Origin of the sequence: Marinomonas sp. BSi20584, from assembly GCF_002792415.1 — a bacterium.
GTDB lineage: Bacteria > Pseudomonadota > Gammaproteobacteria > Pseudomonadales > Marinomonadaceae > Marinomonas > Marinomonas polaris.
Window position 1 is genome coordinate 146,704 of record NZ_KZ454874.1, and the last position, 12,697, is coordinate 159,400.

The 12,697-nt window shown below is 42.4% G+C and carries 9 protein-coding genes; 3 read left to right on the plus strand and 6 right to left on the minus strand.

Annotated elements, in window-relative coordinates:
- Positions 1–28: 28 nt before the first annotated feature.
- The 5 genes from TY87_RS07705 to glnA all read right to left on the minus strand — a co-directional run bounded on the left by TY87_RS07705 (position 29) and on the right by glnA (position 5,524).
- Complete coding sequence (locus TY87_RS07705; RefSeq protein ID WP_100186616.1) at positions 29–586, minus strand: L-threonylcarbamoyladenylate synthase type 1 TsaC; 558 nt, start codon at positions 584–586, stop codon at positions 29–31.
- 170 nt (positions 587–756) lie between these two features.
- Positions 757–1,137, minus strand: a complete 381-nt coding sequence (locus TY87_RS07710) for a DUF3461 family protein (protein WP_072838946.1) — start codon at positions 1,135–1,137, stop codon at positions 757–759.
- Between the two features lie 154 nt (positions 1,138–1,291).
- Positions 1,292–2,728, minus strand: coding sequence for a nitrogen regulation protein NR(I) (ntrC, locus tag TY87_RS07715; RefSeq protein WP_100186617.1), 1,437 nt, complete (start codon positions 2,726–2,728; stop codon positions 1,292–1,294).
- Positions 2,725–3,810 carry a nitrogen regulation protein NR(II) gene (gene glnL / locus TY87_RS07720; RefSeq protein ID WP_100186655.1) on the minus strand — a complete coding sequence of 362 codons (1,086 nt, stop codon included), beginning with the start codon at positions 3,808–3,810 and terminating at the stop codon, positions 2,725–2,727. The genes ntrC and glnL overlap by 4 nt, the downstream gene beginning before the upstream one ends.
- Before the next feature lie 307 nt (positions 3,811–4,117).
- A complete protein-coding gene (gene glnA, locus TY87_RS07725; RefSeq protein ID WP_100186618.1) occupies positions 4,118–5,524 on the minus strand; it encodes a glutamate--ammonia ligase in 1,407 nt (468 codons plus the stop codon).
- Between the two features lie 329 nt (positions 5,525–5,853).
- Between glnA and thiI the strand changes: the two genes are divergently transcribed.
- From thiI to dtd, 3 genes are all read left to right on the plus strand, one after another.
- Positions 5,854–7,305: a tRNA uracil 4-sulfurtransferase ThiI gene (gene thiI / locus TY87_RS07730; RefSeq protein WP_100186619.1), complete on the plus strand. Its 1,452-nt coding sequence runs from the start codon at positions 5,854–5,856 to the stop codon at positions 7,303–7,305.
- 248 nt (positions 7,306–7,553) lie between these two features.
- Complete coding sequence (typA, locus tag TY87_RS07735) at positions 7,554–9,374, plus strand: translational GTPase TypA (protein ID WP_072838950.1); 1,821 nt, start codon at positions 7,554–7,556, stop codon at positions 9,372–9,374.
- A 156-nt stretch (positions 9,375–9,530) separates the two neighbouring features.
- Entirely contained in the window at positions 9,531–9,965 is a 435-nt protein-coding gene (gene dtd, locus TY87_RS07740) for a D-aminoacyl-tRNA deacylase (RefSeq protein WP_100186620.1), read from the plus strand.
- 14 nt (positions 9,966–9,979) lie between these two features.
- Here dtd and TY87_RS07745 read toward each other — a convergent pair whose 3' ends face one another.
- Complete coding sequence (locus tag TY87_RS07745; protein WP_100186621.1) at positions 9,980–12,577, minus strand: pectinesterase family protein; 2,598 nt, start codon at positions 12,575–12,577, stop codon at positions 9,980–9,982.
- Between the last annotated feature and the right edge of the window lie 120 nt (positions 12,578–12,697).

A 12,697-nucleotide genomic window follows, 5' to 3' on the forward strand; every position in this document is an offset into this window, starting at 1 on the left:
ATAGAAAGGTTTTATTGAATAAAAAAGTTTAAGCTCTAAATAGCGTGTCAGTCAAAATGTCTCGAACTTGTGAGGGTTGCGAGGCGTCACCTAATGATGCGTTAAAAATAGCATCAATTTTATCACCAAAATATCCATTCACTTCTTCTGCACTCATGGCGGGTTCTAGTCCCGCAGGGTTTGCGGATGTAGAAACAATTACCCCTTGAAAGGCTGCACATAGTCGTTGTACGGGTTGATGTTGTGAGAGACGTATCGCCACGCTTTGGTGTTCGCCTCTCACCCAGCTTGGAGCGATAGCTGTATCAGGCACAACCCAAGAGGTTGGTGTCTCGTTTAGGCTTATCAGGCGCTGTGCTGCTTTAGGATCTAATGTAGCGAGCCAAGGGGATAATTCCTCTTGTGCACCCGCCACTAGAATAAGTCCTTTTGATTCTGGACGGGATTTAAGCGTTAAAATACGTCTTACTGCAGATTCATTAAAGGGGTCGCAGCCTAACCCCCAAACCGCTTCAGTTGGATAGGCGACAATGCCACCTTGTCGGATGATATCGGCAAGTTCTTCAACGGATGTTACAAGATGCATATAAATAAGCTTATAAAAATGTATGGAAAAACGCAGAGGATCGGATTGTAGCGGGATTTTTTAAATGGAGCCAGCAGGTATACCTTTCAATTAATGATCTAAACGTTTTGTCTTGATCGCAAGAAAGGCGTTCCTGCTAGTGAGTCTATAAATAGACTGTTATTACTCTGTTATTGCATAGAATCAATTTTTTCTTTGATCTCATTGATCTTGCTATTTACTACTTTTTCTAAGTGCTCTAGCTCTTTGATCAAATCAGCTTTTGTCGCTTTACTTTCGTGTTGTTTGCCGACGATTTGTTCTAGCTCTTCCATTGCTCGTAAAACGATCAGGGAAGGTTCTTGAACTTGACGGTATGTTTGTTGGCCACCATCCGCTAATACGGTTTTGGTTGAGCGACCAAACTTGAATTTTTTACTTTTAGGAAGCAATGAGCCTTTTTCGCGACGGTAATAAATTTTTAGTACGTCGTGTCCACCTTCGTAACGCAAAGTGAATTTTTCAATGTCCTGTATGCTGGTGATACCCATGGACTGGAGTGTTGGATACATAACTAGTTTCCCGTTTATTAATGACCAATTAGTTGTCTTTAATTAGTAGGGGATTGTGTCCGTAAAAGCAAGTCAAAAATGGTAGAAAGCTGAGATAATGCAGGCAAATTACATATAGTTTTGCCTGCATTCATTTTCTTACTCTTGGTTAGTTTTAATCTTCATCTTGCTCGGCGTGATCAATATTCAACTCTTTAATTTTACGAGTTAAAGTGTTACGTCCCCAGCCTAGTAGTAATGAAGCATCACGACGGCGTCCGCCAGTATGCGCAAGGGCTGTTTCTATCATAATGCGTTCAAACTTTGGCACTGCTTGATCAAGAATGCCTTTCTGACCTGATGCCAATGTGCTGTCCACCCAATTCTTAAGCGCTTCTTCCCATGAGGCAAAAGGTTGTTCGTGAGGAACCGCAGCAAGTAATTCTGGTGGTAAATCTTCCACTAAAACCTCACGGCCTGATGCCATGACAATCAACCAACGACAGGTATTTTCCAGCTGGCGAACGTTACCCGGCCATTCTAGCTGAGTAAGGTAGTTTTCTGTTTCTTTGGTAAGTTGTTTTGGTTCAACAGCGAGCTCATCCGCGGCACGGCTTAAAAAGTGACGAGCGAGTTTTGGAATGTCTTCGCGACGCTCTGCTAACTTAGGCAAATGTATACGTATGACGTTTAGGCGATGGAATAAGTCTTCACGGAACGAGCCTTTTTTGACCAAATTTTCCAAGTTTTGATGTGTGGCAGCAATGATACGAACGTCAACTTTGACTGGAGTATGACCACCAACACGATAAAACTCACCATCTGCTAAAACGCGTAATAAACGAGTTTGTGTTTCAGCTGGCATATCACCAATTTCGTCTAGGAAAAGCGTTCCGCCATTGGCTTGTTCGAAGCGGCCGCGACGTTGAGTGTTTGCACCTGTGAACGCGCCTTTCTCATGGCCAAATAATTCCGACTCGATTAAGTCGTGTGGAATGGCTGCCATGTTTAAAGCGATAAATGGGTTAGCGGCTCTTGGGCTATGAGTATGTAATGCTTGAGCAACCAATTCTTTACCTGTACCAGATTCACCGTTTATTAAGACAGTAATGTTCGAATTTGCGAGGCGACCAATAGCGCGGAAAACTTCCTGCATAGCCGGTGCTTCGCCAATGATTTCTTTATCGACTTGTGGCTCTTCTTCTGCCACTTCCATGTTGTCAGTACTTGGTCTTGCGTTGCGGTGATGCAGCATGGCACGCTTAACAAGACTTACAGCTTCTTCTACATCGAAAGGTTTAGGTAAATATTCAAAAGCACCACCTTGGTAAGACGCGACAGCGCTTTCAAGATCAGAGTGCGCAGTCATAATAATAACAGGTAAATAAGGGTGGTCTTTTTGTAGTTTTTCGAGCAGTTTTAAGCCGTCCATGCCTGGCATACGGATATCACTGATAATGGCACTTGGTTGCTCTTTATCAATCATGTTGACTAGGTTTTCAGCGGAATCAAACAAGCGACATTGGATTCCCTCTTGTTCTAATGTCTTCTCTAGTACCCAGCGAATAGAACGATCGTCGTCAACAATCCATACGGTTTCTTCTGGTGTCATGAGTGTTTCTCCTGGTCTTGGACTGTCGTCTCAATGGGAATTAATATATTAAATTCGGTTTTTTTCGGGTAACTGTTACATTCAATAATGCCATGGTGCTGGTGAATAACGGATTGTGCGATAGACAGTCCTAAGCCTGTTCCATCGGCTCGCCCGCTGACCATAGGGTAAAATAGTGTTTTAAGAATACCGTCAGGTATGCCAGGGCCATTGTCTATGATGCTGATTTTGCATACTAAACGATGGCGTTTGGAGCCGATGGTGAATTGACGTAACGCACGAGTCACCATGTGAATGGTCTTATGGCTATTATTCTCATCATCCATCAGTGCTTGCATGGCATTTCTTGTGACATTCAGTAATGCCTGTATTAACTGAGACTCGTCACCTATTAAGTCTGGAATGCTAGGGTCGTAATCTCGGATCAATTCAATTTGGTTGTCTGTTTCAACGGAAATAAGTTGTCTAACACGCTCAATCACCTTGTGAATGTTGAGCGGTTTGTTTTTAGGTAGTTGTCTTGGGCCTAATAAACGGTCAACAAGATCACGTAGCCGATCCGATTCTTCAATGATGACTTGCGTGTAATCATTTAGTGCTTCGTCAGTAAAGGCGCGACTAATCAATTGTGCGGCACCACGAATACCACCTAATGGGTTTTTAATTTCATGGGCTAAACCGCGAACCAACTCTTTACTACTTTCATGGTTCGCTATGATTTCATCTTCTTGTGAGATGCGCTTCATTCTGTCGCGTGGGTACAGCTCTATAATGAGGCTTTCTGTATCATTCGACGTGCCCATGATGGGTGTGACGGTATAGTCACAAAAAAGTTTTTTATTGTTGCTGCACTCTATTTCCGCCTCGCGTTTAGTAAACGGATGGCCAGACTCTATTGCTGCATGCAAGGCCTGAATACTTTCTTCGTCTTCACGGAATGCGGCGCCAATGTCATTGCCATAAATTCGGCGTCGGCTCACCGCCAACAACATTTCAGCAGCAGGGTTTAGATACTCGATCTCAAGGTTGTCGTTCAATTGAACAACCGCAGTGGATAAATGGTCGATTAATAAGCTATACACAGACAGTGCCTCTCTATTGACTCCTGCTTTTATGGTTTCCTTTAATAATAGTTGCAAAAAGCGAACCAACATTGGGCAGTTCGAAATGGCTTATTTATTAAGGTCTTTGTATTAACTAAAAAAGTTCAATGCACAATTATAGTGCATGTTGGTAATGGTGTTTACTTTTGTGCAATGAAAAGCCGTGTAAATAAAGTCGTACAAAAAAGATCTATAAAAGCTGGGCAATAAAAAACTAAGAAAGCGTTAGTGAAAAAAAAGCCCCGAACTAGGTCGAGGCTTTAGTGTTTACTTAGCAGTTTAAATATTAAGCGCTGTAGTAAAGTTCGAACTCAAGTGGGTGAGTCGTCATAGATACACGACGAGCTTCAGCTGTTTTAAGTTCGATGTAAGCGTTGATCATGTCATCAGAGAAAACGCCACCTTGAGTCAAGAATGCGCGATCTTCGTCTAGGCACTTAAGCGCTTCTTCTAGGCTAGCAGCAACCTGTGGAATTGCATGAGCTTCTTCAGCTGGAAGGTCGTACAAATCTTTATCTGCTGCATCACCAGGGTGAATCTTGTTTTTGATACCGTCGATACCAGCCATCAACATAGCTGCGAATGCTAGGTATGGGTTAGCGGTTGGATCAGGGAAACGAGCTTCAATACGTTTGCCTTTAGGGCTAGCAACGTATGGGATACGAATAGAAGCAGAACGGTTGCGAGCAGAGTATGCAAGCATTACTGGAGCTTCGAAGTGAGGTACAAGACGCTTGTAAGAGTTAGTTGAAGCGTTAGTGAACGCGTTCAATGCTTTAGCGTGCTTGATGATACCACCGATGTAGTAAAGGGCCATTTCAGATAGGCCAGCGTACTGGTCGCCAGCGAATTGGTTTTCGCCGTTCTTCCAGAAAGACTGGTGAACGTGCATACCAGAACCGTTGTCACCAACGATTGGTTTAGGCATGAAAGTCGCTGTTTTACCGTAAGCGTGAGCTACGTTGTGTACGCAGTACTTAAGAATTTGAACTTCGTCTGCTTTTTTAACTAGAGTGTTGAATTTAACACCGATTTCGTTTTGTCCAGCAGTTGCCACTTCGTGGTGGTGAACTTCAATTACAAGACCCATACTTTCCATAGCGTTACACATAGCGCCACGAAGATCGTGATGAGAATCAACTGGTGGTACTGGGAAATAGCCGCCTTTTACGAAAGGACGGTGGCCCATGTTGCCGCCTTCAAACTTCTTGTTAGAAGACCAAGCTGCTTCTTCAGAGTTGATCTCTACAGAACAACCTGACATGTCAGTTTTCCATTTTACATCATCAAAGATGAAGAATTCTGGCTCTGGACCAAAGAAAGCTGTATCACCAAGACCTGTTGACTTAAGGAACTCTTCTGCGCGAAGAGCAACAGAGCGTGGGTCACGATCGTAGCCTTGCATAGTAGAAGGTTCAATAACGTTACAGCGAACAATTACAGTAGACTCTTCAGTGAAAGGATCCATAACAGCGGTATCATCTTGAGGTGACATGATCATGTCAGACTCGTTGATGCCTTTCCAGCCAGTAATGGATGAACCATCAAACATCTGACCGTTTTCAAAAAACTCTTCATCTACCGTAATAGCTGGAATAGTTACGTGTTGTTCTTTACCTTTAAAGTCGGTAAAGCGAAGGTCAACCCACTTCGCGTCATGCTCAGCAATCAAGGCAAGGGTCTTGTTTGACATAGTTGTTCTCCAGTCGTAGTTAAAGCGAAATTAATTTTCGTTTATAGGGTGCTTCAATATAAAGCGCCATTTGACGAATATAAAGCATAACTTGTGCCAGAATTTTGTGCGGTCTAATAATTCCTTATATTACAATAGGATAAGCATTATTAATTAAATGGCGCACTCAATGGTGGCTAAATCTAGCCTTTAAAAAAGTTAATATGCACCACTTTGGATCGCTTGCGCGGCATTTTGTTCCGTATTGGTGCGAATTTAGCGTTTTCGTATCTACGGGCTTTTCTTTATACTATGCGCCTTTCAAATATCCGGTATAAATCGCAACCCCTATGAAATTTATTGTTAAGTTTTTTGCAGAAATCACCATTAAAAGTCGTCCAGTTAGAAAGGCTTTTATTAAACAGCTTCGACATAATGTTAAGTTGGTTCTTAAAAAGCATGATGCCGATGTAGTTGTTTCTGGCAATTGGGATTTTATTGAAGTGTTTTCCGATAGGGATGAATTACGAGAAGATTTTATACAGTCACTTTCTAATATAGCAGGTATTGCTCATTTTCAATTCGTCCGTGAATTTCCATTAGTTGATCTTGATGACATTGTAGAACAGGCTATTGTTTCTTATGGTGATGTTATTAAAGATGCCGTGTTTGCGGTTAGGGTTAAACGTGTCGGACATCATGACTTTACTTCGGTTGATGCAGAAAGACATATTGGTGGCTGCTTAAAAGCACGTTGTGGTGCTTTGGCTGTTCGCTTAAACAATCCCGAAGTATTAGTGCCCATTGATATTCGTGATAACCGAGTATGGATGATCGAACAACGTGAAGAAGGTCTTGGTGGTTATCCGCTTGGGTCGCAAGATTCTGTGTTGTCATTAATGTCTGGTGGATACGACTCTACTGTTAGCTCTTTTTTAACGATGAGCCGAGGATTGAAAACGCACTTTTGCTTTTTTAATCTTGGCGGTGATGCGCATGAAATCGGCGTAAAACAAGTTTCCAACTTCATTTGGGAGAAATACGGTTCGGCGTTAAATGTTAAATTCATCACTGTGCCTTTCGAGGCGGTTGTTGGCGAGATCTTAACCAAAGTCGATAACGCAGAGATGGGGGTGATTCTAAAACGTATGATGTTGCGTGCTGCTTCTCAGCTAATGACAGAAGTCGGAGCGAAAGCTTTGGTGACGGGAGAAAGTGTTGCTCAGGTATCCAGCCAAACCTTGATGAATTTAAAGGTAATCGACCAGGTGACTGAAGAGCTAGTGCTTCGTCCTTTGATCACTACGAATAAGCAGGTCATCATAGACAAGGCCATAGAAATCGGTACTGCACCTTTTGCGGCCAGTATGCCTGAGTTTTGTGGTGTTATTTCTGTTAAGCCAACTACTCGCGCTAAAATGCACCGTGTAGAGAAGCAAGAGTCCAATTTTGATTTTGCTGTATTAGAACAAGCGATTGGCAACGCTCAGGTTATGTCTATTCAAAATGTGATGGACGATGTGGCTAAGCAGTATCAGGGTGAAGTACCTGTTGTGCGTATGCCAGTGGGTGATGAAGTGATTATTGATATTCGTCATCCCGATGAAGCAAGCAATCGACCTTTAAAAGTAAGTGGTCGTCCTGTCAAAGTGATTCCATTTTTTGCACTGGAATCTAATTGGGCTGAATTAGAGAAAAATGTGACTCATTTGCTCTATTGTGGCAAAGGTGTCATGAGTCGTATGCATGCCTCTTACCTACTTGGTAAAGGGCATGAAAACGTAGGTATTTATTTACCTTAATTAAGTACTAATGAACCGTAGCATTTTTGTAGTATATGAATGTTATCGTTTTATATGAAAGCGCATTGTTACTTTATTGAAGTATTTTTGTGGACTTTTTTTGTCACTTTTATGGGATATTTATCAATATAAGAGTACAATTGCGCCAATTTTACCCCGCACCAAGATCCGAGACGCTTGAAGAGCATACCTGCCCGTATCAAGCGGCGGTATATCTTTTTGCTCACGCTAAATGCAGAGAACTATAAATGTCTAATGATATCAATAAGTTACGTAACGTAGCTATTATTGCCCACGTTGACCATGGTAAAACTACCTTGGTTGATCAGCTATTAAGCCAATCTGGCACACTAGATCGTAAAGATCAAGGTTCTGAACGAATCATGGACTCTAACGATCAAGAGAAAGAACGTGGCATCACCATTTTGGCGAAAAATACGTCAATTATGTGGCACGATTACCGTATTAATATCGTAGATACACCTGGACACGCTGACTTCGGTGGTGAGGTTGAGCGCGTATTATCTATGGTTGATTCTGTATTGTTGTTAGTTGACGCAGTTGATGGCCCAATGCCACAAACTCGTTTTGTAACATCAAAAGCATTTGAACGTGGCCTACGTCCTATTGTTGTTATCAACAAAATTGACCGTCCAGGCGCTCGTCCTGATTGGGTTATGGATCAGGTTTTTGATTTGTTCGACAGCCTTGGTGCAACCGAAGAGCAGCTAGATTTCCCTGTTATCTATGCTTCTGCAATCAATGGTATTTCTGGTAATGATCCAGAAAATATGGCAGAAGACATGACGCCACTTTACCAAATGATTCTTGATAGCGTTCCTGTACCAAACGTTGATCCTGAGGGGACTTTCCAAATGCAGGTTTCTGCATTGGATTACGACAGCTATGTTGGTGTTATCGGTGTAGGCCGTATCACACGTGGTAGCTTGTCTCCAAACCAGCAAGTAGTTGTAAAATCTGCAGACGGTAAAGAGCGTAAAGGCAAAGTCTTGAACGTTAAGGGTTACCACGGTCTAGCGCGTGTTGATACTGATAAAGCCTCTGCGGGTGACATCGTTTGTATTACTGGTATCGATGGCCTAAGTATCTCTGATACTTTGTGTGATCCTGCTTGTGTTGAAGCTTTGCCTGCATTGTCTGTAGATGAGCCAACAGTAAGCATGACCTTCATGGTTAACGACTCTCCGTTTGCTGGTAAAGAAGGTAAATACATTACCACTCGTAATATCTCAGATCGTCTTGATCGTGAGCTTATCCACAACGTAGCGTTGCGTGTTCGCCAAGGCGAAACACCTGATAAATTCATCGTTTCTGGTCGTGGTGAGCTTCACCTTTCTGTATTGATCGAAACTATGCGTCGTGAAGGCTTTGAGATGGGCGTTTCTCGTCCTGAAGTAGTTAAAAAAGAAGTGGACGGCAAAATTCACGAACCATTTGAACTAGTAGTTATCGACGTTGAGGAGCAGCATCAAGGTTCTATCATGGAAGAGCTTGGCTTGCGTAAAGCTGAGTTAACTAACATGGAGCCAGATGGTAAAGGTCGTGTTCGTCTTGAGTTCATGACGCCTTCTCGTGGTTTGATCGGTTTCCGTGGCTTGTTCCTAACACTAACTTCTGGCTCTGGTATTATGACCAGCGTATTTGACCATTATGGTCCAGTAAAAGAAGGTGATGTTGGTAGCCGCCAGAATGGTGTATTGATCAGTATGGTTACTGGTAAAACAGCAGCGTTCGCTTTGTTTAACCTACAAAGCCGTGGTCGTTTATTCTTGGGTCATGCGGTTGAAGTATACGAAGGTCAAGTTATCGGTCTTCACTCACGTGATAATGACTTAACTGTTAACCCAGTTAAAGGTAAGCAGTTAACTAACATGCGTGCCTCTGGTACAGATGAAGCCTTGACGTTGACTCCGCCTATTCGTCATACACTTGAGCAAGCGCTTGAGTTTATCGAAGACGATGAATTGGTAGAAGTAACACCAGAAAGCATCCGTATTCGTAAAAAATTATTGACTGAAAACGAGCGTAAACGCGCTGGTCGTAAGTAATAGCTATTCTTTAAAAAGAGCAGCAGCAAATGAATTCATGTAAATGAATTCGTGAGCGACAGAAGCGCCTTCGGGCGCTTTTGTTTTTTCTGGACTTTGTTAAAGTTATTTGTCTTATTGACCTTAGTAAGCATTGGCAAATATAGGGAGAAAGCGATGAAAGTCTTGATACAGCGAGCCTTAAGCGCATGCGTTGTTGTTGATGGTGAAACCATTGGTGCGATTGACCACGGACAGCTCGTGTTGGTTGGCATAGAAAAAGGCGATACAGAAGCAGATACACAGCGATTGGCCGATAAACTGTTGAAATACCGTATGTTTGGTGATGCAGAGGGTAAGATGAACCTGAATGTCCAGCAGGTTGGTGGTGGAGTGTTACTGGTATCGCAATTTACCTTGGCTGCTGAAACCAAGAAAGGTTTGCGTCCAGGGTTTTCCACTGCAGCCATTCCCGAAGAAGGAGAGCGTTTATTTAATGACTTTGTGAATAAAGTGCGTGCTCAATACAGTAAGGTTGAAACAGGGCGTTTTGGTGCTGATATGAAAGTCTCTTTTACCAATGATGGCCCTGTTACTTTTATGTTAGATTAGATCCTTATGCTGGATTAATCGATTGTCGAGTCTGATAGTGTCTTTAATTTTGGTGTTTGACGAATTTCTTTGGCGATTAATTTAGCAACCGCTTTCGCCCCTTTTTCTTGAAAATGGGTAATATCAGGTTTGTCTAATCGACCTGCACGGTCTTTGTAATAAGGGAATTTTATTGGATCGACAGCGAGCCAATAGTCTTTCCAGTTTTCTTCTCCTAATGTATTAGCAAGTTCTATGGAGCGTATTTCTATATCTAATAAAGCAATATTGTTGGCTTGGGCTGTGTCTTTAATTGTTTGGCTATAGTTGCCAGTAAAAGCAAATCCCTTCGTGCTGTTTTGTGTCGTAAAATGAGTAGATACGACGGTGAATTCATTTTTTCCTTTCATCGTTTTCATTCTAGTCACGGGCGTTAATAAAACCGGTGTGATTTGATGTGACTTGGCATAGTCAATAAAAAACTCCAGTGAGCGCTGGAATGAAAGGCTTTCTTGCCCAGCTGGGGCTTGTATTTGACCATCCGCATTATTCGGGTAGGTACAGGTGTTAGCGACATCGTATGGACCGCGTCTGGCGCTGCTCGCGTCACATTTTTCGTCATTGTGACCAAATTGAATAAGTAAATAATCTCCAGAGTGCATCATACTACTGAGGTAGCGAAACCAACCTTGATTATAATATGAGCGAGAGCTACGACCGGATTGTGCACCATTAATAACTTGTACTTTTTGAGTGTCAAAATTCTCTTGGAAGGTTTGCCCCCAGCCCATTCGAGGTGCAACGGCTTGCGGATAGTTTGATGCTGTCGAGTCGCCAATAATAAATACTCTATGTGGAACAGTATCTACTTGTTGCTGCCTTTTCTGGATAGCACTAAGGTCAAACGCTGCTACTTTGCCTTGTAAATCAGGGACGAGTAGAGGCTGAAAAAAACGATCCATTAGAGTGCTATCAGCAACTTCACCAACCTTGGTCTGATAATTTCTATTGCTCCATAACCATTGCGTTAACTGAGCAAATGCTGGTTGCCATTGTGGCTGATATTGCACGGGATCGAAATGTTTTGGCAATCCTAAATCATGTAAGCTGTTATCAAATCCTTGGTGAAAACGTGCTATAGATGAAGCATATTCTTCTGCAGAAAAAATGAGTGGTAGTTTTGGTGAGGACATAACTTGTTGAGGGCCTAAGTAACCCGATGCCGTTGCGGTATCCGATAAAATCAGGTCACTAAACGGATTAATATTGATATTAATGTTTTGCTCGAGTTGTGGCTTGGTCGGAGCATAAAGAGCTGCCATGCATATTCCGCGTAATGTGTTATTACTTAAACAGTCAGTGTTCTGTTCGGCCGCGGAGACGACAAATGGTGGGATGAAGTCTTTTATTTTAAGTTGATAAGCTCCATGTTTATCCGTAGTGGTTGAAGCTTTTCTACCGTATTGGTCGCTCAAGGTTATTTGGGCTGGAAAATTCATTAGATGGGCGCTTACAATGCCTTTAACAGTCGTGTTCTGGGCAGCCAAAAAAATTGGTTGCCAGCCATCAAGCATGTTCTCGATAGTAAATTTAGTCGCGTCGTTATCGCTTAATTGAGGGCGATAACCCTCTTTTGAGGCGCCAGATCCATAGCTCTTGTATTCACTAAAACGTGCACCATCTTCTGGTGTAAACCAAATAGATTCTCCATTTATATCTTTACCGTGCATTTTATCCCAGCCATAGATGTGATCATCCATCTCCGTATTGATAAAGGTGGTTGAACCCATGGCAAAGGGATCGGCATAACGACCATCTTGAAAAGTAGTAGTTGGGTGCCAAGGGCGACCAAGAGCATAACTAGCTGCTGGAACGCGGTTGTCTTCTTTTATTAAGCGGCTATTTATGAAGACTAAGCCAAAGGCCTGTTCTTCATTGGTGCTTGGGGCTGTTAAATAGCCTAAAGGGAGTTCTTGGTTTGGACGGTAACGAGCGACAATGTCGCTGTTATCAAAAATAACTAAGCCGTTTCCGAAAATAAAATCAACAGTGCCGCTGATACGGGAGTTATTGAAATAGCTTCTGCCCCCTTTGCTGTAAAAGGTATCTTGGAAGCCTTCTAGAGATACGTCATAAAATGCTGATCGGTCGCTTTTTTTACCAAGTAGTAAAGCGACGGCTTGAGTTTGCTTGATTTTACTTGGATCGTCTTTTGCTTTGCTGTCATTAGTCAGATAGTCAAAGTCGTTACGGATGGTAAGAGACTGAGCAGTGAAGTCTTTGCCGTTGATTTCAACTACTCGACTACCTGAAGTGCCAATGTTCTTGCCATTATCACCTTTCATGCCTGCAGCAATAGCTTTGGCAATGATGGTTCTATCTCGTCCTGCGCCAATAAAGTGCACATTATCGCGGTCAATAATGATTTGTTCGTTATATAGGCCTGGTTTGATATATATGCTGTAAGTGCTTTTATCTTCTGGTGCATTCTGGAGAGCATCCTTGATGCTGCCGTACTCACCAGCTTTTGGTGTGGATGATACGACAGCTTGGTACAAACTGGTCGCATGAGATTGAAATGACAGAAGCGCGCCAACAGTGGCAACTAAGCCTATTGCAACAGAGTGTTTCATTGTTTTCCCTCACATTTTTATTCTTGTCTTGATGGAGTGCTTTAATAGCTTTTTATAAAGCTCAATTTTTGTTCAAGGTAAGAATATAGCCGAGTAGATAAAAATGAAACAGCGTTTTAT

Coding starts and splice junctions, on each gene's coding strand:
- TY87_RS07705 (WP_100186616.1), bottom strand. CDS start 586: ATGCATCTTGTAACATCCGTTGAAGAACTTGCCGATATCATCCGACAA.
- TY87_RS07710 (WP_072838946.1), bottom strand. CDS start 1,137: ATGTATCCAACACTCCAGTCCATGGGTATCACCAGCATACAGGACATT.
- ntrC (WP_100186617.1), bottom strand. CDS start 2,728: ATGACACCAGAAGAAACCGTATGGATTGTTGACGACGATCGTTCTATT.
- glnA (WP_100186618.1), bottom strand. CDS start 5,524: ATGTCAAACAAGACCCTTGCCTTGATTGCTGAGCATGACGCGAAGTGG.
- thiI (WP_100186619.1), top strand. CDS start 5,854: ATGAAATTTATTGTTAAGTTTTTTGCAGAAATCACCATTAAAAGTCGT.
- typA (WP_072838950.1), top strand. CDS start 7,554: ATGTCTAATGATATCAATAAGTTACGTAACGTAGCTATTATTGCCCAC.
- dtd (WP_100186620.1), top strand. CDS start 9,531: ATGAAAGTCTTGATACAGCGAGCCTTAAGCGCATGCGTTGTTGTTGAT.
- TY87_RS07745 (WP_100186621.1), bottom strand. CDS start 12,577: ATGAAACACTCTGTTGCAATAGGCTTAGTTGCCACTGTTGGCGCGCTT.